Consider the following 21,519-nt stretch of genomic DNA (forward strand, 5'->3'; position numbering starts at 1 on the left):
GGCGGTGTGACGGTGCGGAGCGCGGGCTGCCGTCCGACGACGGCGGCGTAGCGCCGCACGGCGTCGACGCCGTCGCCGACCACCCCGGGGATCGGCGGCAACTGGTCGACGAGTGGGGCCAGCGCGTCGTACACCTCGACTGCGCTGGCCGGCCGGTCTTCCGGCCGTTTGGCCAGTAGCGCGTGCACCAGATCGTCGAGCGCTACTGGCGTATCGGGGCGGACTTCGGAAGGGCGTGGCGGCGGGTCGCTCAGTTGGTGTCGCAGCGTGGTCACGGTACTTGCGCCGTCGAACGGCGCCTGGCCGGTCAGCAGGTGGGACAGCGTGCCGCCAAGGCCGTACAGGTCGGCGCGGTGATCGGTGGGCTCCCCCAGGACCTGCTCGGGCGCCATGTACCCGACCGTGCCCGGGCTCTCGCCGGTCCGGGTGATCCGGGAGTAGCGGTCGTCGTCGCGTATCACGGCCACGCCGAAGTCGAGGACCTTCACGGCGCCGCTCGGCTCCAGCATGACGTTGCTCGGCTTGAGATCCCGATGCACCAGACCAATGCCGTGGGCAGCGATGAGCACGCTGCTGATCTGCGCCCCGATGGCAGCCACCCAGGCGATCGGCAGGGGGTCCTGCTCGGCGGTCAGGTCCGCCAGGGTAATCCCCTCGATCCGCTGCAGGACGAGGAAGAGGCGCCCGTGGTCTTCGCCAAGGTCGAAGATGGCAGGTACGCCAGGATGGTCGAGCCGTGCGGTCAGCAGCGCCTCACGACGGAATCGCAGTGCGAGGTCCGAGTTCGTCGCGGCCAGCGACTTGACGATCACGGGGCGGTCCAGCAGCGTGTCCCAGGCCCGCCAGACTTCACCCATGCCGCTGTGGGCCAACGGGAGACGATCCACAACGTATCGGCCCTTGAGGCGTGCGTCCGCCATCACGTCCGTCAGCTTACCGGCGCCATCGCCCACAGCCGGAGTCCGTGAGCCGTTCGGTGGATCAACCATCGGCCATTCGTGAACTGTGTAGAGAGCTATCTTGCTTGTAGCTAGTGTTCACAATATGCTGACGTCGAACAGCTGGACGGGTTCTCGGGGAGGGGACGGCGTGGCCGAGCTGGGCATCGATCGGGAGTTTCTGCGCCGCTACGCCAGACTGCCCCGACCCGTGCAACGGGCGGTCGACGCGGCGATTGTCAAGTTCGCCGAGCACACCCAGGCCGGCCTGCACCTGGAAAAGCTGACCGGTGCGCGCGACCCGAACGTCCGCACCATCCGGATCACGGACTTCTGGCGCGGAATCGTGCTGGCGCTCGGCGGCGCAAAGTACCTTCTGCAGGACGTGCTGCCGCACGATGACGCCAACGCCTACGCGGTGAGCCGGATCTTCTCGGTCAACCAAGCGCTGGGCGTCCTGGAGGTCCGCGACCAGGTGGGCATCGAGGATTTCGCGCGCACGCTGCCGGTCGCGCCACCCGCCGAGGGGCTGCTTGACCGTGTGTCCAACGCCGACCTGCGCCGGCTGGGCGTTGACGCCGGCCTGTTCCCGTTGCTGCCGCGGATCAACTCCGACGAACAGCTGGAGAGCCTGTGCCGGCTGCTGCCCGAGGCCCAGCGCACCGCCCTGACCGGGCTGGCTGCTGGAATGTCCCCGGACGAGGTCTTGCAGGAGGTGATCGGGTTGATCCTCGCCGGCGAGGAGCCCGGCAAGGTCGACACCGGTGATCTGGAAGCGGCCGCCCGCCGCACGCCGGACCGGATCGCGTTCGTCTCCGGTCCGGTGGAGCTGGCCGCCATCCTGGCCCGCCCGTTCGACCTCTGGCGGACATTCCTGCACCCGACCCAGCGCGATGTCGCCTACCGTGAGGTCTACAGCGGCCCGGCGCTGGTCACCGGCAGCGCGGGCACCGGCAAGACCGTCACCGGCCTGCACCGCGCGGTTTTCCTCGCCGGCAGGCTGCCGGACGACGGCTCGAAGGTGCTGCTCACCACGTTCACCCGCGCGCTGGCCGAAGCGCTCGGCAAGCAGCTGTATCGGCTCACCGACGATGCGGCAGTGCGCTCCCGCATCGACGTGGTCAGCATCGACAAGCTGGCGTACGAGATCGTGGCCCGAGTCCGGAGAGTCACCATCGCCGGCGACGACGTCCTCGACCCGCTCTGGGACGCAGCCGCGGCGGCCGGGCCGACGTACCACAACCGGGCCGGCAAGGTGACCAGGTTCAGTGGCGCCTTCCTCCGGAGGGAGTGGGAACAGGTCGTACTGGCCCTGCAACTGGCCGGCGTCGAGGAGTACCGGGAGGCTCGGCGCAGCGGCCGCGGTGAGGGACTGCGGGCGGCGCAGCGCGACCAGGTGTGGGCTGCGATGCAGGGCGTCGCCGGCCAGCTGGCCAAGAAAGGCCTGCGCACCCACACTCAGCTCGCCGACGAGGCGGCCGAGATCGCGCGGCGCTCGGCCCCGCCGTACCGGCACGTGGTGGTGGACGAGGGGCAGGACCTGCACCCGGCCCAGTGGCGACTCTTGCGGGCGCTGGTCGCCCCGGAACCCAACGACCTGTTTCTGCTGGCCGATCCGCACCAACGCATCTACGACAACCACGTGTCGCTGGCCCAGCTGGGCATCCAGGTGCGAGGCAGGACCCGTCGGCTGACCGTCAACTATCGGACCACCCACGAGATCCTGGACCTGTCGGTGCGGGTTCTCAATGGCGACGCGGTCCTCGGTCTCGACGATCAGGACGACACCCTTCGTGGGTACCGCTCAGTCACCCACGGCGGCGCCCCCGAGGTGACCGCGCACGCCGATCGGGACGGCGAGCTCGACGCGCTGATCGAGCGTGTCGGCACCTGGCTCGACCAAGGCGTCGAGCCGCACGCGATCGGCGTCGCCGCCCGCACCGGAAGCCTGGTCAAGACCATCGGCCGGGTATTGAGCGAGGCCCACATCGACGTGGCGGACGACCGGCGCGGCGTCGACGGGGTACGGGTGTCCACCATGCACCGGATGAAGGGGCTGGAGTTCCAGTGCTTGGCCGTGGTCGGGCTGGACGCCGCAGTCCTGCCCGCGCCGAACGCGGTCACCTCGGCGGCCGAGGACCCACACGGTCACCGGCAGGACCTGCAACGCGAGCGCTGCCTGTTGTTCGTCGCGCTGACCCGGGCCCGCGACGTCCTCTATCTGTCGCACAGTGGCGCGGCCAGCACGCTCCTGCCGGCGGTGGCGTCATGAGTATCGCGACGCTGGGTGCCGGGCCGCGGCTGGGCGAGGCGGCACGATCCGTCTGGGGCAAGACCGACCGCACGGGCACGTCGCCGGTGGGCTGGCTGCCACTGTGGCGGCACCTGGCCGACGCCGCCGATGTGGCCGGGCGGCTCTGGGACGACTGGCTCAGCCCGGCGGCGCGCCGGCGAGTCGCCGATGAGCTGCCCGGCGGCGACGCCGACGGTCGCGCGCTCGCGATCTGGCTGGCCGGGGTGCACGACATCGGCAAGGCCACCCCCGCGTTCGCCATCCTGGCCCCGTTGTATGCCGAGCGGATGCGCGACCGCGGCCTTCGGTACGACTCCAGGCAGATCAAGGCCGACCGCCGCCTCGCGCCGCACGCCACCGCGGGCCACTTCGTGCTCGCCGACTGGTTGCGGCAGCAGGGCTGGGAGGACCCGGACCCGTACGCCGTCGTGGTCGGTGGGCACCACGGCGTACCGCCCACCGATGAACAGCTGAAAGGTGTGATGGCACGCCGGTACCTGCTCGGCGACGCCGCGTGGGAGGAGGTGCGGCGGGAACTGCTCACCTGGATGACCGAGCGGTCCGGAGCCGGCGACCGACTCGCCGAATGGCGGGACGCGCCGCTGTCGCAGCCGGTCCAGGCGGCCCTCACCGGCCTGGTCATCGTCGCCGACTGGATCGCCAGCGCCGAGGAGTTCTTTCCGTACATCTTGGACAGTGCCGACGCCGACCGGCTGCGTTCCGGCTGGGAACGGCTGAACCTGCCGATGCCCTGGCTGCCGGCCACTCCACCATCCGATGTGGACGAGCTGTTTGCCGCGCGGTTCGCCTTGCCGGCCGGCGCGACGCCGCGCCCGGTCCAGCGCACCGTTGCCGCGCTGGCCGTGACCATGCCGGCATCGGGCATGATGATCGTCGAGGCCGCCATGGGCGAGGGCAAGACCGAGGCCGCGCTGGCCGCGGTGGAGATCCTCGCCAGGCGTACCAACGCGTCCGGCTGCTACCTCGCGCTGCCCACCCGGGCCACCAGCGACGCCATGTTCGGCCGGATGCTGTCCTGGCTACGCCGGCTGCCCGACGCCCAGGTCGGGCGCGGCGACCGTGACGTGCGGCTCGCGCACGGCAAGGCGGCGCTCAATCCCGAGTACGACAAGCTCCGGTTCACCTCGCTGCCCAGCGGCATCGCCCAGGACGCCGGCGGCGCCGACATCGGCGTCCACGACTGGCTGGCCGGCCGCAAGCGCACCCTGCTGTCCAACTTCGTGGTCGGCACCATCGACCAGCTCCTGTTCGCCGCGCTGCGCGGCAAGCACCTCGCGCTGCGCCACCTTGGCCTCGCCGGCAAGGTCGTGGTCATCGACGAGGCCCACGCCTACGACGTGTTCATGAGCAGCTTCCTGGACAGGGCCCTCGAATGGCTCGGCGGATACGGCGTGCCCGTGGTGGTGCTCTCCGCGACGCTGCCCGCGCACCGCCGCGCCAAACTCATGGAGGCGTACGACCGCGGCCGGCTCGGCCCGCCGCCCCCACTCACGTGGCGCGACCGGGGCAAGCCGAGGCCCGACCCCTACGCCGGCCTCCGCACCGACCTGCGGTACCCGCTGGTGACAGTGTCTGGCGAACAGCGCGGCGCCACCGCGACCAGTTGCGCCGACTCGGGCCGCGGCGTCGACGTGCGGCTGCGACGCCTGGACGACGACCTGCCGACGCTGGCCGACCTGCTCCGCGAACAGCTGTTCGACGGGGGCTGTGCGCTGGTGGTCCGCAACACCGTGGCGCGGGTACAGGAAACGGCCGCGGTGCTGCGCGCCGCGTTCGGTCCCGACATTCCGGTATCGGTAGCGCACTCGCGGTTCATGGCCGTCGATCGGGCCGCGAAGGACCGCTGGCTGCGTGAGACGTTCGGGCCGCCAGGCAGCGCCGAACGCCCGCACCGACACGTCGTCGTGGCCAGCCAGGTGGCCGAGCAGTCGCTCGACATCGACTTCGACCTGCTCATCACTGACCTTGCCCCGGTAGACCTGGTCCTGCAGCGCATCGGCCGGCTGCACCGGCATCCGCGCGCCGACCGCCCGGCCCGGCTCGCCACGGCGGCCTGCTGGCTCACCGGGACCGAGTGGAACGAGGAACCGCCGCAGCCCGTACCGGGCTCGCGCCGGGTCTACCAGACCTCCACACTGCTGCGCAGCGCCGCGGTACTGCTGCCGCACCTGGACGGCGAGCCGCTGCGGGTACCGGCCGACATCGCGCCGCTCACCCAGGCCGCCTACGGCGACGCGCCGGTCGGCCCGCAGTCCTGGCAGCCGGCGATGGCCGAGGCCGAGACACGCCGGCAGGACGAGCAAGCCGACAAGGAACGGAAGGCGGACGGGTTCCGGCTGGCCGCTCTGGGCGAGCGCGGGACATCGCTGATCGGGTGGCTCTCCGGCGGCGTCGGTGACACGGACGAACGCACGGCGCAGGGCCACGTCCGCGACACCGACGGCGAGTCACTGGAGGTGCTACTCCTCGTCCGCACCCCTGACGGGTTAGTTGTTCCCCCATGGATCCCGGGGGGTGGGGAACTCGTGCCCACCGACAGTGCCCCAAGTTGGGCGCTGCAACGGCGAATCGCCAGCTGCACCCTGCCCCTGCCTAGGACGATGACCGCTCCCGAGGTCGTCGATGATGTCATCGCAGACCTGAAGGGTCGGTTCGACCTGCGCGTCTGGGAGGACAGCCCCTGGCTGGCCGACGAGCTCGTCCTCGCCATCGATGGCAACGGTCACGCGACCGTGCACACCTTCGACCTTCACTACAACTTTCATGAGGGTCTCCGTGTCACTCGGATTCAGTAGGAATCCCCGCATACACGGGGAACGGCGCTGCGACCCACTACGCCTGCGGACCATCCCTCCCACCGGAGGGAGTTGCAGCGATCTCCGGGGACGACAGCCAGACGCTACAACTCGGTGGCGTTTTATCGCAAGCTGCACTGCTTAATTCAGCGACTCAGTAGGCCTGATTAGAAAACTAGGAGAGAGGGGGTCGAGTCTTGACAAGTCGCCTGGAGATCCCGGACTTCTCGCTCGTGGATGAGGCGTGGATTCCGGTGCTGGACGCCACGGGGCAACGGCGTGACGTCTCGCTGCTGGAGCTGTTCGAGCAGGCCGGCGAGCTGCGCATGATCGCGTGTGAGCTGCCCACGCAGACGTTCGCGATTCTGCGGCTGGCGCTGGCGGTGCTGCACCGCGCCAGCGGCGGGCCGCCCGGTGAGGCCGCCTGGCGGGCACTGTGGCGGGACCGCCGGCTTCCCCTGCCCGACATCGCCGACTACCTCGGCACGTTTCGCGACCGGTTCGACCTACTTCACCCGAAGCAACCCTTCTACCAGATTGCCGACCTGCGCGCGGACAAGGGCAACACCTACGGGCTGGAACGGCTGATCGCCGACGTACCCAACGGCATGCCGTTCCTGACCGCCCGCGCCGGGCACGGCATGGACTCGATTTCGCTCGCCGAGGCGGCCCGCTGGCTCGTACACTGCCAGGCCTTTGATCCCTCCGGCATCAAGACCGGTGCGGTCGGTGATCCCCGGGTCAAGGGAGGCAAGGGATACCCCCAAGGCGTTGCTTCGGTCGGCGCACTTGGCGGCGTCTACCTGGAGGGCGGAAACCTGCGCGAGACGCTCCTGCTCAATCTGATACCCGTCGCGCCCGGCTGGCAGCGCGCCGACGAGCGGGACCTGCCGGCCTGGGAGCGGGAACCGCAGACCGCCGTCGAGGAGCCGAACGCCACCCGCGGGCCGTACGGCCTGCTGAGCCTCTACACCTGGCAGTCCCGGCGGATCCGGCTCTTCGGCGACCGCGGTGGCATCACCGGCGCCATGATCGCCTACGGCGACCAGCTCGACTGGCAGGACCGGCACCTGCTGGAGCCGATGAGCGTCTGGGGCCGCAGCGGGCCGAAAGAGAAGGAACAGAAGCGGACTCCGGTGTACCTCCCCCGGCCCCACGACCATACGCGGGCACTGTGGCGCGGCCTGCAGACGCTGCTGCCGCCACCGCCGTCCGGCAACGAGCCGGCGCAGCGGCTCTCGCCCCTCGTGCTGCAGTGGCTGGCCCGGCTAACGGTCACCCAGGCCGTCGGGCAGGACTTCCAGGTGCGTCCGCGCGCCATCAGCGTCACCTACGGCACCCAGCAAGCGGTCGTCGACGAAGTGTTCGGCGACGCGCTGACGATGAACGTGCTGGTGTTGGTCGAGAAGTCTCCCCTACGTACCGCCGCCGTGGATGCTGCCGCCGACGCGGAGGCCGCGGTCGGGGGCCTGGGCCGGCTCGCCACCAACCTCGTCCGCGCTGCGGGCGGCGACCCTGGCGGCGCTGCGGAACGTGCGACCGAACGGGGATACGCCGAACTGGACCGGGAGTTCCGGGACTGGCTGGCCGACCTGGTCCCGGACAGCGACCCGGCGGCCGAGCGTGCGGCCTGGCAGCGCACGGTGTGGCGGGCCGTCAGACAGCTCGGCGAGGAATTGGTCGAGGCCGCCGGACCGAAAGCCTGGGTTGGCCGCCTGATCGACGACAAGAACGGCAAGCAGGTCCATTACTCCAGCTACCAGGCCGAGGCGTGGTTCCGGACCGGGCTGGCAAAGGCGTTACCGCTGGCCTTCGACCACACGGAACAGACCCAGGAGGTACCACAATGACCGCGGTCTCGACGGATCAGGCGCGTAAGGCACCCGGACGCCGCCGGGGCAAGCTGGGGGATCATGTCGCCCGGATCGTCAGCTCCTTGCAGGCGCAGGTGCTGCGTGACCCGCCCCGGCCGGAGGCGGTGAGCGCGCTGGCCCGGCTGCGTCGCGGCATCGGCCGTGCCCCCGGCTTCGACTACACCCTGGAGACCTACCTGTGGGTCCCGGACGGTCTGCTGGATCGCCGGTCGGCCGACAGGGCTGACAACGCCGAGTACGCGGTGCACGACGCGGTCACCCTCTACGCGCTGCACCAGCAGTCGCGCCGGGAAGCGATGCACGTCGACGGACACGGTCTGGGCCGGGCCCTGGCTCGCCTGGTACACGCCTCCGACGGGCCGGACGGGGTGCGCCGTCGGTTCGCCGCGCTCGGCACCGCCAGCACCTATACCGAAGGTATCTACCACCTGCGCAGCCTCGTCACCATGCTGCGCGAGCACCAGTTCCCCATCGATTACGGCCTGCTCGCCGACGACCTTCGGCGGCTGCGCCAGCCCACGAGACGTGCCGACGTACAAGCCGCGTGGGGCCGGGAGTTCTTCCGCAACCGCATCGACGAGTCCACCACCCAGACCCAAGAGGAGAACGCCGCATGAACCGCATCATCATCGATGTGTACGTGCTGCAGACCGTGCCGCCGAGCAACCTCAACCGGGACGACACCGGTTCACCGAAGACCGCCGTGTACGGTGGTGTGCGCCGCGCCCGGGTGTCCAGTCAGGCATGGAAGCGCGCGGTCCGGCTGGCCTTCGCCGAGCTGCTGGACAGCTCCGTCCTCGGTGAGCGGACCAAGCGGGTGGGAGAGTCGCTCGCCGCCCGAATCAGGACACTGGACCCGAGTCTGAGCAACGAGGACGCGTCCGCATTGGCTGCCGAGGTGTTCGCCGCATCCGGTCTGGCCAAGGCCGAGAAGAAGAAGGGCGAAGCGAAGGACGTCGAATCAGGCTACCTGCTGTTCCTCAGCCACCGTCAGCTCGACAACATCGCGGCCGCCGCGCTGGAGTCGAAGCGTGCCGGAACAGCCCTGGACAAGAAGCGATTCAAGGAACTGGCGAACACCGAGCACTCGGTGGACATCGCCATGTTCGGCCGCATGGTGGCCGACATGGCCGACATCAACGTGGACGCCGCGTGCCAGGTCGCACACGCCATCAGCGTGCACGCGGTCGATAACGAGTTCGACTACTTCACCGCCGTCGACGATCGCAAGAAAGACGCCGCCGAGACCGGCGCGGGCATGATCGGCACCATCGAGTTCAACTCCTCCACCCTCTACCGGTACGCCACCGTCAACGTGAACGCGCTCCATGAAACCCTCGGCGACGCGGCCGCCACCCGAGCGGCCGTTGAGGCGTTCCTGATCGCCTTCGCACGCAGCGTGCCGACCGGCAAGCAGAACACGTTCGCGCACCGGACCCTGCCCGACGCGGTCGTGGTACGGGTGCGCGATACACAGCCGATCAACATGGTCGGCGCGTTTGAATCCGCGATTCAAGAGACGGAGTCCGCCGGCCGGGTCAAGCTCGCCGCCGCCGCCCTGACCGACCACGTGCTCGCGGTCGAGAGCGCATACGGCGAGCGGCCGGTCGGCAGCTGGGTCACCCAGGTCGGTGAGCAGACCGCGGTGCTGACCGACCTCGGCAAGGCGGTGACTCTTGGCGAACTCGTCACCGGGGTTGGGGAGCAGATCGCCTCCGCGCTCGGCCAGCCGGCATGAGCGGTACGGAGCGAAGCGGAGTGGCCGCTCATCAGGATCGCAGGTTCAGCTCATTCCGCTGCCGGAGCGAAGCGGAGGTGACGGCCATGAGCGGTACGGAGCGAAGCGGAGTGGCCGCTCATCAGGAACGCAGGTTCAGCTCATGCCGCTGCCGGAGCGAAGCGGAGGTTGCGGCATGAGCGTCCTCGTGCTGCGGCTGGCAGCGCCACTGCAGTCGTGGGGCTCGTCCAGCCGGTTCGCCCGCAGGGGCACCGAGGTCGCACCGACCAAGAGCGGCGTGATCGGGCTGCTCGCCGCGGCCAAGGGCATCCGCCGCACCGAGCCGCTGACCGAGCTCCTCACGCTGGAGTTCGGGGTACGGCTGGACCAGCCCGGGCAGATCCTGCGTGACTTCCAGACCGCGCGAACTCTGGACGGGCAGACCAGCGCTCCCCTGACGTACCGCTTCTATCTGGCCGACGCTGCGTTCCTCGCCGTCATCGGCGGCGACCGGGAACTGCTGACCGGGTTGGCCGAGGCACTGCAGCGGCCAACGTTCCCGCTCTACCTGGGGCGTCGCTCCTGCCCGCCGGTCGGCCCGGTCAGCCTCGGCGTGCACGACGACACCCTCGACGGTGCGCTGACCTCGTGGCCCTGGATCGCCGCCGACTGGTACCGACGACGGGCCTCCCGCTCTGTGCGACTGGAAATCATCCGGGATGCCCGGCCGGGCGAGCCGACCACCGAGACCGTGCACGACGATCCGGTCAGCTTCGACCCGGCGCATCGCCAGCACACCTGGCGGGCGGTGCATCGCGGGCACGTCGACATCGTCAACGACCTCGCCGAACGTGCTGGTGTCGCCGAGCACGACCCGTTGAGCCTGCTGGGAGGCTGAGCATGTTCCTCACCCGGTTCACGATCGACCCGGCCCGCCGTGGGGCGCGGAAGCTCCTCGCCTCACCACAGGCCATGCACGCCGCGGTCCGGGCCGCCTTCGCCGCGCCCGACGACCACGAACGGCCCGGCGCCCGCACCCTGTGGCGGCTGGACACCACGGTGGGTGGGTCCATCCAGTTGTACCTCGTCAGCCCGGGACGGCCCGACCTCACGCACCTGGTCGACCAAGCCGGTGGCGCCACGGCCGAGGCCTGGACGACCCGCGCGTACGACGGGCTGCTGGCATCGCTGCACTCCGGCCAGCGGTGGGCGTTCCGGCTCACCGCAAACCCGACGCACAGCGGACGCAAGACCGCCGAGTCGAAGGACACCCAACGCTTCGGCCGCCTGCGAGCCGCAGAGCAGACGCAGTGGTTGGTCGACCGTTCCGCCCGGTGCGGCTTCGGCGTGGCGACGCAGCAGGACGGTCAGCCCAACCTGATGCTGCACCGCCGCCAGACGCTGACGTTCAATCGGGGTATGCACAAGGTCACCCTCACCACGGTTACCTACGATGGCGTGCTGGAGGTCACCGACGCCGACGCATTCCGTCAGGCGTTGACCCTCGGCATCGGGCACGCCAAAGCGTATGGCTGCGGCCTGCTGACCATCGCCCCAGCGCACTGAGGCCGCGCCAGGCAATGCAAATCCCTGGTGTACCGCCGGCCGAACTCGCCGATCTCACCCGTGCCGAGGACCGGATCAGCTTCCTCTACCTCGAACGCAGCGTCATCCACCGGGACAGCAACGCGCTCACCGCCACCGATGACCGGGGAGTCGTCCACATCCCGGCGGCTTCCGTCGGCGTACTGCTACTCGGACCCGGCACCAGCATCACCCACCAAGCCGTCGCCCTGCTCGCCGACCACGGCGCCACAGCCGTCTGGGTCGGCGAGCGGGGCGTGCGCTATTACGCCCACGGCCGGTCGCTGGCCGCGTCCAGCCGCTTACTTATCGCCCAAGCGGGGGCCGTCAGCCACCGCGGCCGCCGGCTCGCCGTGGCCCGCACCATGTATGCGATGCGCTTCCCAGGCGAGGACACCGCCAACCTCACGATGCAGCAACTCCGCGGCAAGGAAGGCTCCCGAGTCCGCCGCACCTACCGCGAGCACGCTGCCCGAACCGGAATCGCCTGGGACCAGCGCCAGTACGATCGGAACGACTTCGGCTCCGGCGACCTCATCAACCAGGCATTGTCCGCTGCGCATGCCTGCCTGTACAGCATCGTCCACGCCGTCATCGTCACGCTCGGCGCGGCCCCCGGGCTAGGTTTCGTCCACACCGGACACGAACGCGCCTTCGTGTACGACATCGCAGACCTCTACAAGGCCGAGATAACCATTCCGGTCGCCTTCGATGTGGTGGCCAACGGCTCCACCGACATCAGCGCGGACACCCGCCGGGCAGTCCGGGACCGAGTCCACGACGGTGCCATCCTCACCCGATGCGTCCGGGACATCCGAGCGCTGCTGCTCCAACCACAGCCCAGTGGTGCAATCGAGGAAGAGGATTCCCTGGGCCTGTGGGACGACAACGGCTTCGAGGTGCCCGCGGGTCATAACTATGCCGGCGGGGAGGACATCGACTTCTGATGACGGTCATCATCCTCACCGCCTGCCCGCCCGGCCTACGCGGCCACCTCACCCAGTGGCTGCTGGAAATCTCCGCCGGGGTCTACGTCGGGCATGTCAACGCACGGGTACGGGGCCGGCTGTGGGCGCGGGTAGTCGACATGGCCGGACCAGGCCGTGCGTTGATGGTGTTTCAGGTCAACGGCGAGCAGCGGCTATCCTTCAAGGTGCACGACCACCACTGGACGCCGATCGATCTGGACGGGATAACGCTGATGCGCCGCCCCAGTGAACCCGTCTTCAACGCGGCAATGCCAACCGGCTGGAGCAAAGCAGCACGCCGCCGCCGGTTCGGTCGCCGTGCTCCTTCCGCCTCGCCCGCTTCCGACGGCAAGTGAAGAGAATTCGGGATCTGGATCTTCATCGCCCCAGGTGAACAAGTGTGCTCCCCGCGCACGCGGGGATGGTCCGGCCCACGGCAAGGAGATGCAGTTCATGGCGCAGGTGCTCCCCGCGCACGCGGGGATGGTCCCGACGGCGACAGGCCCCGCCGCAGCCCCGAAGGGTGCTCCCCGCGCACGCGGGGATGGTCCTTTGGATCAGCCGGTGCGGGTCGGGACGTTCTGTGCTCCCCGCGCACGCGGGGATGGTCCGAACCGGGCCACCTTGTCCCGCCAGGTCGGCTTGTGCTCCCCGCGCACGCGGGGATGGTCCGCAGTCCACGCCGCAGATGTACGCGGGCGCGAAGTGCTCCCCGCGCACGCGGGGATGGTCCGAACAGGCCGAGGGGGGGCAGGCCGTGCACGTGGTGCTCCCCGCGCACGCGGGGATGGTCCCGCGTAGACGATCGTCTCGGCGTACAGCCGGTCGTGCTCCCCGCGCACGCGGGGATGGTCCGCCGTCGAGCCCGATCCGGACCGCGTACAGGTCGTGCTCCCCGCGCACGCGGGGATGGTCCCCCGATCGCCGGTGCGCCCGGCGACGTCAACGAGTGCTCCCCGCGCACGCGGGGATGGTCCCACACATGATGTCGCCAACTGACCACGGAAAGTGTGCTCCCCGCGCACGCGGGGATGGTCCGTAGACGCGGCTGCCCCGTTCGCGGTTGATCAGGTGCTCCCCGCGCACGCGGGGATGGTCCCTACAAGGGCTTCGGGCTGAGAGTCATCTACGGGTGCTCCCCGCGCACGCGGGGATGGTCCGAACACGGTCTCGCCGGCGACGGTATGGGCCGCGTGCTCCCCGCGCACGCGGGGATGGTCCGCGGTAATCGCCGGGGAGGTCTTCGGGTCGCTCGTGCTCCCCGCGCACGCGGGGATGGTCCTCTCGACGAGGCCAGGCGCTGGCGCCTCGAGGCCGTGCTCCCCGCGCACGCGGGGATGGTCCCCGGCTTCGGCGGCGACGTGCAACAGGGCCTCGGTGCTCCCCGCGCACGCGGGGATGGTCCGTCCGCCAGCGACCGAATCGCAGGCACCGCAACGTGCTCCCCGCGCACGCGGGATGGTCCCAATACCCCTGGCCTGCGGCTATGGGGATCATCGTGCTCCCCGCGCACGCGGGGATGGCCCCCGCTCACCAAGCTCCCGCTGCGACGGGATCGGGTGCTCCCCGCGCACGCGGGGATGGTCCATCGTTCTGCTCGTCGGTCAGCTTGACCGCGTTGTGCTCCCCGCGCTCGCGGGGATGGTCCTGGCGGCGCACGGCACCCGAGCCCACTTACCAGGTGCTCCCCGCGCACGCGGAGATGGTCCCGCCTGCGGGGCACCTCGTCGTAGGCCGGGACGTGCTCCCCGCGCACACGGGGATGGTCCGCGGGCCGAGCCGCGTAACATGGTGGTGTTCATGTGCTCCCCGCGCACGCGGGGATGGTCCGTCGCCGTGCAGGAACGCAGCGGCCAGCGTCCCCTACTCCTCACGCACGCGGGAATGGTCAAACTGGCATGCTCCAGCTCCGGGAGAGATGAGCGTCCAGAGCGGGAAGCCCGCCTCGCGCACACGGTCCAGGGCGAGCCAGGGACCTCGGTGTGCTGCCCGGCGCCGGAAATGGCGAGATGATCGAGGTCACGGCCGTACTTGAGGGGCTGGCGCAGGTTGGTCCGGGTCTCGGCGGACCCGGCCGACGGCGGTTGCGGCGGCGGCCGTCGCGGCGAAGCCGGCGAAACCGACCAGCGCCATGACGTCGAACACCCGGCTGTCGAGGTCGGCGGCGAGGCGGGGTCCGAGCAGGCCGCGTGGGTCGACGACCACGTCGACCGGGCTGCCGTACTCGTACTCGACCGTGTCGCGGAACTCGCCCGGCAGCGGGGTGCCGGACGCGTCGTGCAGCGTGTAGCGGTACAGACATCGGCCTCTGCTGGTCTCCAGGCAGGACACCTCGCGGACCGTCGCGGTGGTGTGGGTGCCCGCGGCGCGCAGGTACCAGTCGCCCGGGCCGGCGTACGCGGTCAGCAGCAGTACAAACACGAAAGCGAACGCCACCCAGGTCGGCCAGGTCCGCTCGCCGCTGAGCCAGAACAGCAGGATCGGCGCGACGAGCAGGGCCGCGGTCGGCAACGCCGCCACCGCCCACCACACCCAACTCCCCAGCGCGCCCGCGACGCCGGCGATCAGCCAGACCAGTGCGGTGGCGGCGACCAGCAGCGCGGCGTGCGGCCAGCTGCCCCGCCGCATGAGCTTCTTCATGATCGAATTGTGGTACCGGTACCGCCGCCGGGGCTGTCGACTATCGGTCGTTCGCGGGGATGCCGACGGTCGGCTACCGGTCAAGGTGTCCGTCATTTTCTACCGGCAGGCCGATCCGCTCGCCGGCGTGCCAGACAGTAGATGCGCCGTCCGCCGCGAGCTGACCCGACTCATCGGACGCTTCCGACTCCTGGCCGCGCGCCGCGATCCGGCCTCCTTGGCGTCCGCGTCAGGTGCGGCGGCGCGTCGGCAAGCAGTTGCTCGAACTCCCCGTCCAGAGCAGAGGCTTACGGGGCCGGCTACGTAGTTGTCCCGATGCGGCGCCCATGTGGTCTCCGTCACTCTCCTCGGTAGTACAGGAGAGGAGAACGACATGCACGGGTCCACAATCCGCTCCACGGACGACGCCGCGGAGGATTGGTCTCCGACGTGGCACATCAATCTCGAACCCCTCTTCAGGCCACGCAGCTGCATGACGGCCGCCACCACCCAACTTTGGTTGACCTCGAGAAGCCGATCGGCGCCCCTGCCCCACTGGCGACTGGAGCAGGCTTCCGCAGCACACATGATGGCGTCTTTGCCGTACGACGACTGACCCATGGCATTTGTTGCTCTTTACGGTATGGAGTTCTGCTTTGGAAACAGGTGCGTCAGGAATACCGGGACTGCTTGCCGGGCGAGCGGCCATTGTCACCGGCGCGGGTCGGGGTATCGGCCGGGGTGAGGCTCTCGCTCTCGCCGCTGCCGGCGCCCGCGTCGTCGTCAACGACCCGGGGTTCGACCGTGAGGCCAGGACGACCTCGAACGAGCCTGCCGACAAGGTCGTGGCCGAGATCATCGCGGCAGGGGGCGAAGCGGTGGCGAACTACGCTTCCGCCTCGGATTGGTCGGGTGCTGAGGAGCTCGTGAACACGGCGATCGACTCATTCGGGCGCCTCGACATCGTGGTCAACAACGCCGGAATGATGAAGTACCAGCTCTTGGACGACATCACCGAGGCCGACTTCGACCTGCTGGTCGCGGGCAACCTGAGGAGTGCCTTCGCCGTCTGCAGGTTCGCGGCGCCAATCATGCAGCGCCAGGGGTACGGACGCATCATCAACACGGCCTCGAACCAGTGGTCCGCGCCTCAGGGTAATCCGCACTACGTGGCGGCGAAGGGCGGTGTGGTTTCGCTGACATACGAGCTGGCGTGGGAGCTCAACGGCACGGGGGTCACCGTCAACGCCGTCGCACCGTTCGCGGCCACCCGCCTCACCCTTGAGATGGCCGAGGCCGACAAGCGGTTGAAGGAACGAAACCTGCTGTCCGAGCGACGGTGGAGTTCCAAAGAAGCTCGTGCCGATCCTGAGATGGTCGCCCCGATCGTGGTCTACCTCGCCAGTGAGCATGCGTCGACCGTGAATGGACTGGTGTTCCGAGCCGGCGGCGGCAAGATCGGGGTCTACCAGCACCCCGTCGAGTGTCGCTCGATCTTCCGAGACGAGAGCCTCGGGCCCTGGCCCCTCGTCGACCTCCTCGAACTTCTGCCGCGGACGCTGCTGGCGCGCGACACCGTTGCCCCCCACATTTGAGCGGATCGACCGATCAGGCCGGCCAGCGCCGCTCCGTTGGCCGGTTCCACCATGGCCAACGCCGTTCCGCTATCCTTAACCCGGTGCGGGATAACATCACCACCGCAAGCATCGACCTGTGAGGCCCGGTTTCCGGGGATCCGATGCAATGAGGAGTTCTGTGCAGGAGAAGCCTGGTAGCTCGGTCGACAATGCTCTGCACGTGTTGCTGCTGTTCAAGACGCGAAGGCTGCTGCGTGTGGCCGACGTCGCCGACGAGCTCGGGGTCGCGCGGTCGACCGCGCACAGGCTCCTGGTCGCGATGGTGCAGCGTGGCTTTGCGGTGCAGGACTCGATCACGCGCGCCTATTTGCCTGGGCCCGAGCTCACCGAGATCGGTTTGTCGGTCGTGGCGATGCTCGATATCCGTGAGCAGGCGCGACCGATCATGAACGCCCTGTCCGAGGCGCTACACGAGACCGTGTCCCTGGTCGTCCTCGAAGGGCCCAACGCGCGCTTTCTCGACTCGGTCGAGGGGGACTTCGTCGTCCGAGTGGGTTCGAGGACGGGGCAGGTTCTCCCTGCTCACTGCGTTTCGGGTGGCAAGGCGCTCTTGAGTGGGCTCGACCGTGCCCAGATCGACGCCATGTACACCACGGAGGAGCTTCCAACGCTGACACCCAAGTCGATCTCGACCAAGACCGCCCTGCTCGCCGAACTGGAGCGGATCCGTACTGCCGGGTACTCGACGAATGCGGCAGAGTCGGAGCCGGACGTCTCGGCGGTCGCGGTCACGCTGGTCATGGGCGGTTCGCGTGCGGCCATTACCGTCGCGGCCCCCACGTCGCGAGTGCGGGCGCGAGACACCGATCGGCTGGGACGCGAGGTTCTGCGTATCGTCCGTGAGCAGCTGGCGCTGATCTGACGGGTCATTTTCCACCCGGCGCCGGCACGGCAACGTTCCCCTGACAGGCACACCGGTCAGGAGAACTGCCGCCTCGTTCGCGAATCCAGGCCGCGATCTGGATGCGCGATGCCAGGCCGAGCTTGGCGAGGATGTGCTCGACATGCGTCTCGGCTGTGCGCCGCGAGATGACCAACTGCCCGGCGATCTCCTTGTTGCTCATCCCCTTGGCCACCAGTTCGGCCACTTCGGTCTCCCGCTTGCTGAGCAGTCCAGCGCCGACTGCTGGAACACCGGATGAGATTTCGGCCCGTGGCAGCGGGTGACCGAGGGCGAACGCGACGTTGCTCTCGGCCGGCTGAGTGTTTCCTGCCGCGAAATAGGCGGTGAAGCGCTCGTCGCCCAATGCCGCTCGAACGGTCTCGGCACTTTCCTGGCCGTAGCGAGTCAAGTGATCGTAACCGAACGTGCGCTGCCCCAGGGCGGATCGGATGGCCTCGACAGACCCGAGCAGCCGGGCGGCCCGCTCCGGTTCGCTGTCGACAGCGCTGGTCCAGACGAGCACCTCGATGGCCCGGCCGAGGCACACCAGTTCCCGCATCGACCAGCTGCGGTCGACTGCCAGCCGGGCGAAACGTGAGGCCGCCGCGACATCGCCGGCCTGCCAAGCCAAAACGCTGCGAGCCCAGTCGGTCATGGCCTCGGCGAGGTCGGAGCCCCTGTCCCTACCGAGCGTGCGAAAGCTGTCCAGCGTCTCCCGGGCGGCGTCCAGTTGCCCGATCTCCGACAGGGCCAGGGCAAGGCGAATGAGCGTCAGCCCCGTGCCCAGCGGGTCGTTGACCTGACGTTGCGCCGCCAGCGCGGCCTGGAGCGTCTCGGCGGCAATGTGCATGTCCCCACGCGTCATGGCCAATTGGCCCTCGAACAGTTTCACATAGGCGAGGGCTCGGACGTCGTTCTGCTTATGCGCAAGGGCCACGGTCTCGGCCAGGCGGCGCGCGGCGCCCGCATCGTCGCCTTGGAAGAGGGCCAGCGCGGCGTCCGCCAGAACCGCCAGGGTGCGGCCGCGGTCCTTGGCGGGCGCCACCTCGAGCGTCCTCTGCAGCCAGCGGCGTCCTTCATCCACCATTCCGTTGACGCGCCATCCGTACCAGAGAGACTGCGCGATGCGGAGTCCTGCGTTCGCGTGGCCGGGATCGCTGATGCAATAGTCCAGGGCGCTACGAATGTTCGGCAGGGCGGCTCGGATGCGCTCGCGCCACTCGGGTTCTGCGGAGGAGTACCACGCCTGGCCTGCCCGCTCGACGAACCCGCTGATGTACTCGCGGTGTCTTGCCTGAAGCAACGGGAGCTCTGAGGACTCCGCGAGGTGTCGCCGGCCGTACTCCAGAAGGGTTTCGAACATCCGGAAGCGGACGCGTCCGTCTCGCTCCTCGCGAACCAGGACCGACTTCTCGACCAGCGAGATGACGTTCTCGAGCACGGCCTCACGCGGAAGGTCTTCGCCGGAGCAGACCTCTTCGGCGGCCTCGAGGTCGAAGCCACCGGAGAATACCGATGCTCGGGCCCAAAGTCGTCGCTCCGACGGTGAGCACAATTCGTAGCTCCAGTCGAACAGGCTCTGCAGTGAACTCTGCCGCGGCCGCGAGACGCGGCTGCCCGCGATGAGCAGGGAGTACCGTTCGTCCAGGCGCTCCACGATCTGCTCGGGCGAGAGGCCACGGAGCCGTGTCGCCGCCATCTCGATCGCTAGCGGTAGCCCGTCCAAGCGGCGGCACAGGGTCGCCACCGCCTGTGCGTTGCGCTGGTCGAGTACGAATTCGGAGAGCACGCCCCTCGCCCTGTCGATGAAGAGCGACACGGCGTCCGAGAGCACAAGATCGCCCGGCTGTACGGAGTCCGGTCCTGGCACTGAAAGCGGAGGTACCTGCAGGCTCTTCTCGGCCGGGATGCTCAGTACCTGGCGGCTGGTGACGAGGATGTGCAGCTGGGGGGCGGCCCGCAGCAGGTGATCGGCCAGAGTGGCCGACGCGTCAAGGACGTGCTCACAGTTGTCCAGGATGAGCAGGGCACGCCGGTGCGCGAAATGGGACGACAGCAGCACCAGCGGCGGGTGCGCCGACTCGTCGACCAGCCCGATCGCGCCTGCGGCGACGCTTGCGACGAGCGCGGGATCGGCGTGATCGCTCAAGTCGACGAACCACACGCCGTCCGGGAACGCCTTGCGTACCTCCGAGGCGGCCCGCAGGGCGAGCCGAGTCTTACCGACGCCCCCGGGACCGGTCAGCGTGACCAACCGCGAGCCACCCAGTGCTTCGCGCACGTTCGCCAACTCATGCCGGCGTCCCACGAAGGTTGTGACCGTCTCCGGCAAACCGCCCATTCGGGAGATCATCGATCAATACCGCCTAATCGCGGAATGCAGACCATCTGCCGCTCGTGGCCGGCGCACCGCGATGCCTCGTCCTCAGTCCGATGTCAGTACTCCAGCCGTACTTCGCGATTGACGTCTTCGCAGGTAGAACCTATTTGGAAATGATCGCGGATGGCAAGCGACGGTTTGGTCACCCTGTGTCTGCCGTCGGCTCGTGCCGGTTCGGCGGAATGATCACCACCACGCGCCAGGCCCACAGCCTGCCGACCCACCCCACACCTCGACCGATGCGGAACTCGCCGCCGACCACCGCGCTTCCCGCAGCACCGTCGATCAGGAAACCCATGAACGCTCAACCCGCCACCGCCGACCGCGACGCCATCAAAGCAGCGATCGACCGGCTCCTAGTAGGCGGCCAAAGGTAGATTGGCCGCCACAACGGTCTCGACGGGAAGGTCAACGGAGAATGGACGCCAGGACCGAGGAGCTGCGAGACGCGCACGACGTGCTCTCGGAGTGGTACGCCGAGAACCTGGTCGGGGTGCTCGAGAGCATGCCGGTCGAGCGGGCGATGCTCGACCTCTTCGCCGAGATGACCTTGGCCGTGGGCGCGGAGGTCGCGGACGTGGGCTGCGGCACCGGACGCCTTCTTCCCTACCTCGCGGTCCGGGGCCTGTCGCCTCGCGGCTTGGATCTCTCGCCCAGGATGATCGAGGTGGCACAACGGGAGAACCCGGGCTTCGCATACGAGGTCGCCGACCTGCGCGAGCTGCCGTTCGAGGACACGTCGCTGGCGCAATAGCAGCCCAGACTGGTTGTACCTCCTCGAAGCCGCCTCCCTACCGGTCTTGACGCCGTGCCCGCCGCCACAGTTCCGCGCGGATGGTTGGCCACCGCTGTTGCAACGCCTGTTGGGCGTACCACAATGTGTCCGGTGGGTATGAGCCGGTTACCGTCGCCGCGAACGCTTCACCGGCGCGCAGGCGGTAGTAGTGCCGCCAGCGCTCAGGCGACATTCCCGGGCTGGCGTTGAGCTCCTCCGTAATTCGGATTCGCAGCGCGTTCAACTGGCGTGATAGATCCTCGCCGGTCGGCCAGTGCTGCGGCAACGCGTCGAGCACGGTGCGGACCGCGGGTTCGCTGCGTAAATCCTGCTCATCGGCGAGCAGGTCGAGCACCCACCGCAGCGCGGCGCGCTGTGTGGACTCGTTGGCGAGCAGGAACATGGCCGCCAGATCCGGATCCGCCGAGCCGTGCGCGCCCGGCGGGCGCGGGTCGTCCGGGATCGGCGTGCGTATGACCACAGTGGCGTGGGGCTGGTCCAACCAGGCGGGGTCCAGCCGGATGCCGGTGCGCCGCTCGACGAAGGCCAACTGGGCTGGGTAGCCCAGATCGTTGCGCAGCGGAGCGCGATCCTCGTCGAGGGCCGAGGGCTGCTCGCCTGCGGGCTGGTTGTCGTCGAGGTGCTCCAGTCGGGTCAGTACCAGGCCGAAAGCGGCGTAACACAGGAAGCCGCGTCCGTTGGCATCGCTCCACCACGAGCTATGCACCGAGGCGCTATCGGACAACCACCGCAGGGCTTCGTCGCGGACCCCTTCCCAACCCCCCGTCTGACACATGACCACGGCGGGCCCCACCTGGTGCAGGTGCAACGTACCGTCAGGTTCCTCGAAGTCCCACCCGGCAAGCTCGTCAATATTGGCCGGGTCCCCGCCGAGCCGCCGTGCGACCTCCGCGACGGTGACCGGCTTGGTCAATGGCTGGACGACCGTCCAGCACCATGGGAAGTCGACCAGATCCGGCTGCGCGTCAAGCAGCCGCTGGTACCACGCGACGTCCTCGTCAGCCATCGACACCT

Annotated in this window: 16 protein-coding genes, 1 pseudogene and 1 CRISPR repeat array; of the genes and pseudogenes, 12 read left to right on the top strand and 5 right to left on the bottom strand. The window is 69.1% G+C overall.

All coding sequences use genetic code 11. The annotated features are described in order from the left end of the window. Positions 1–953, bottom strand: a 953-nt coding sequence (locus ABT297_RS06915) for a serine/threonine-protein kinase (protein WP_350545583.1), incomplete at its 3' end; no start/stop codon positions are given. 91 nt (positions 954–1,044) lie between these two features. Here ABT297_RS06915 and ABT297_RS06920 point away from each other — a divergent pair. The 9 genes from ABT297_RS06920 to cas2e all read left to right on the top strand — a co-directional run bounded on the left by ABT297_RS06920 (position 1,045) and on the right by cas2e (position 12,546). Then, on the top strand, positions 1,045–3,210 hold the full coding sequence (locus ABT297_RS06920; protein WP_350545585.1) for a UvrD-helicase domain-containing protein: 2,166 nt from the start codon (positions 1,045–1,047) through the stop codon (positions 3,208–3,210). Then, complete coding sequence (gene cas3, locus ABT297_RS06925) at positions 3,207–6,047, top strand: CRISPR-associated helicase Cas3' (protein ID WP_350545587.1); 2,841 nt, start codon at positions 3,207–3,209, stop codon at positions 6,045–6,047. Before ABT297_RS06920 ends, cas3 begins: the two co-directional genes overlap by 4 nt. 197 nt (positions 6,048–6,244) lie before the next feature. Beyond that, positions 6,245–7,897, top strand: coding sequence for a type I-E CRISPR-associated protein Cse1/CasA (gene casA / locus ABT297_RS06930; RefSeq protein ID WP_350545590.1), 1,653 nt, complete (start codon positions 6,245–6,247; stop codon positions 7,895–7,897). Continuing rightward, the gene (gene casB, locus ABT297_RS06935; RefSeq protein WP_350545591.1) at positions 7,894–8,538 is read left to right on the top strand and encodes a type I-E CRISPR-associated protein Cse2/CasB; all 645 of its coding nucleotides are present in this window, start codon (positions 7,894–7,896) and stop codon (positions 8,536–8,538) included. Before casA ends, casB begins: the two co-directional genes overlap by 4 nt. Further along, positions 8,535–9,659 carry a type I-E CRISPR-associated protein Cas7/Cse4/CasC gene (gene cas7e, locus ABT297_RS06940; RefSeq protein ID WP_350545593.1) on the top strand — a complete coding sequence of 375 codons (1,125 nt, stop codon included), beginning with the start codon at positions 8,535–8,537 and terminating at the stop codon, positions 9,657–9,659. Before casB ends, cas7e begins: the two co-directional genes overlap by 4 nt. A gap of 175 nt (positions 9,660–9,834) precedes the next feature. Beyond that, entirely contained in the window at positions 9,835–10,536 is a 702-nt protein-coding gene (cas5e, locus tag ABT297_RS06945) for a type I-E CRISPR-associated protein Cas5/CasD (protein ID WP_350545595.1), read from the top strand. 2 nt (positions 10,537–10,538) lie between these two features. Further along, a complete protein-coding gene (gene cas6e, locus ABT297_RS06950; RefSeq protein ID WP_350545597.1) occupies positions 10,539–11,204 on the top strand; it encodes a type I-E CRISPR-associated protein Cas6/Cse3/CasE in 666 nt (221 codons plus the stop codon). A 14-nt stretch (positions 11,205–11,218) separates the two neighbouring features. After that, positions 11,219–12,169, top strand: coding sequence for a type I-E CRISPR-associated endonuclease Cas1e (gene cas1e / locus ABT297_RS06955; RefSeq protein WP_350545600.1), 951 nt, complete (start codon positions 11,219–11,221; stop codon positions 12,167–12,169). Beyond that, positions 12,169–12,546: a type I-E CRISPR-associated endoribonuclease Cas2e gene (gene cas2e / locus ABT297_RS06960; protein WP_350545602.1), complete on the top strand. Its 378-nt coding sequence runs from the start codon at positions 12,169–12,171 to the stop codon at positions 12,544–12,546. Before cas1e ends, cas2e begins: the two co-directional genes overlap by 1 nt. 44 nt (positions 12,547–12,590) lie before the next feature. Then, a CRISPR array of direct repeats spans positions 12,591–14,020; the repeat unit is 28 nt; unit sequence GTGCTCCCCGCGCACGCGGGGATGGTCC. Between the two features lie 189 nt (positions 14,021–14,209). Here the strand turns inward: cas2e and ABT297_RS06965 are convergent. Further along, on the bottom strand, positions 14,210–14,830 hold the full coding sequence (locus ABT297_RS06965; protein ID WP_350545604.1) for a hypothetical protein: 621 nt from the start codon (positions 14,828–14,830) through the stop codon (positions 14,210–14,212). Between the two features lie 635 nt (positions 14,831–15,465). On the opposite strand from ABT297_RS06965, the gene ABT297_RS06970 reads away from it, so the two are divergent. Together ABT297_RS06970 and ABT297_RS06975 are read left to right on the top strand one after the other, a co-directional pair. Beyond that, positions 15,466–16,404 (top strand): SDR family NAD(P)-dependent oxidoreductase, encoded by a 939-nt coding sequence (locus tag ABT297_RS06970; protein WP_350545605.1) that lies wholly within the window; start codon positions 15,466–15,468, stop codon positions 16,402–16,404. A 148-nt stretch (positions 16,405–16,552) separates the two neighbouring features. Continuing rightward, positions 16,553–17,308 (top strand): IclR family transcriptional regulator, encoded by a 756-nt coding sequence (locus ABT297_RS06975; RefSeq protein ID WP_350545607.1) that lies wholly within the window; start codon positions 16,553–16,555, stop codon positions 17,306–17,308. Between the two features lie 4 nt (positions 17,309–17,312). On the opposite strand, the gene ABT297_RS06980 is transcribed toward ABT297_RS06975, so the two are convergent. Both ABT297_RS06980 and ABT297_RS06985 read right to left on the bottom strand, forming a co-directional pair. Then, entirely contained in the window at positions 17,313–19,670 is a 2,358-nt protein-coding gene (locus tag ABT297_RS06980; protein ID WP_350545609.1) for an ATP-binding protein, read from the bottom strand. Between the two features lie 181 nt (positions 19,671–19,851). Further along, entirely contained in the window at positions 19,852–20,007 is a 156-nt protein-coding gene (locus ABT297_RS06985; RefSeq protein WP_350545610.1) for a hypothetical protein, read from the bottom strand. A 120-nt stretch (positions 20,008–20,127) separates the two neighbouring features. Between ABT297_RS06985 and ABT297_RS06990 the strand changes: the two are divergent. Further along, positions 20,128–20,457, top strand: a pseudogene (locus ABT297_RS06990) (class I SAM-dependent methyltransferase); the annotation flags it as partial. Between the two features lie 43 nt (positions 20,458–20,500). Here the strand turns inward: ABT297_RS06990 and ABT297_RS06995 are convergent. Beyond that, on the bottom strand, positions 20,501–21,511 hold the full coding sequence (locus tag ABT297_RS06995; RefSeq protein WP_350545612.1) for a hypothetical protein: 1,011 nt from the start codon (positions 21,509–21,511) through the stop codon (positions 20,501–20,503). Positions 21,512–21,519 lie beyond the last annotated feature (8 nt).

The organism is Dactylosporangium sp. NPDC000555 (assembly GCF_040300025.1).
GTDB lineage: Bacteria > Actinomycetota > Actinomycetes > Mycobacteriales > Micromonosporaceae > Dactylosporangium.

Coding starts and splice junctions, on each gene's coding strand:
- casB (WP_350545591.1), top strand. CDS start 7,894: ATGACCGCGGTCTCGACGGATCAGGCGCGTAAGGCACCCGGACGCCGC.
- ABT297_RS06920 (WP_350545585.1), top strand. CDS start 1,045: ATGCTGACGTCGAACAGCTGGACGGGTTCTCGGGGAGGGGACGGCGTG.
- ABT297_RS06965 (WP_350545604.1), bottom strand. CDS start 14,830: ATGAAGAAGCTCATGCGGCGGGGCAGCTGGCCGCACGCCGCGCTGCTG.
- cas7e (WP_350545593.1), top strand. CDS start 8,535: ATGAACCGCATCATCATCGATGTGTACGTGCTGCAGACCGTGCCGCCG.
- ABT297_RS06985 (WP_350545610.1), bottom strand. CDS start 20,007: ATGGGTTTCCTGATCGACGGTGCTGCGGGAAGCGCGGTGGTCGGCGGC.
- cas3 (WP_350545587.1), top strand. CDS start 3,207: ATGAGTATCGCGACGCTGGGTGCCGGGCCGCGGCTGGGCGAGGCGGCA.
- cas6e (WP_350545597.1), top strand. CDS start 10,539: ATGTTCCTCACCCGGTTCACGATCGACCCGGCCCGCCGTGGGGCGCGG.
- cas1e (WP_350545600.1), top strand. CDS start 11,219: ATGCAAATCCCTGGTGTACCGCCGGCCGAACTCGCCGATCTCACCCGT.
- cas2e (WP_350545602.1), top strand. CDS start 12,169: ATGACGGTCATCATCCTCACCGCCTGCCCGCCCGGCCTACGCGGCCAC.
- ABT297_RS06975 (WP_350545607.1), top strand. CDS start 16,553: ATGAGGAGTTCTGTGCAGGAGAAGCCTGGTAGCTCGGTCGACAATGCT.
- ABT297_RS06995 (WP_350545612.1), bottom strand. CDS start 21,511: ATGGCTGACGAGGACGTCGCGTGGTACCAGCGGCTGCTTGACGCGCAG.
- cas5e (WP_350545595.1), top strand. CDS start 9,835: ATGAGCGTCCTCGTGCTGCGGCTGGCAGCGCCACTGCAGTCGTGGGGC.
- ABT297_RS06980 (WP_350545609.1), bottom strand. CDS start 19,670: ATGGGCGGTTTGCCGGAGACGGTCACAACCTTCGTGGGACGCCGGCAT.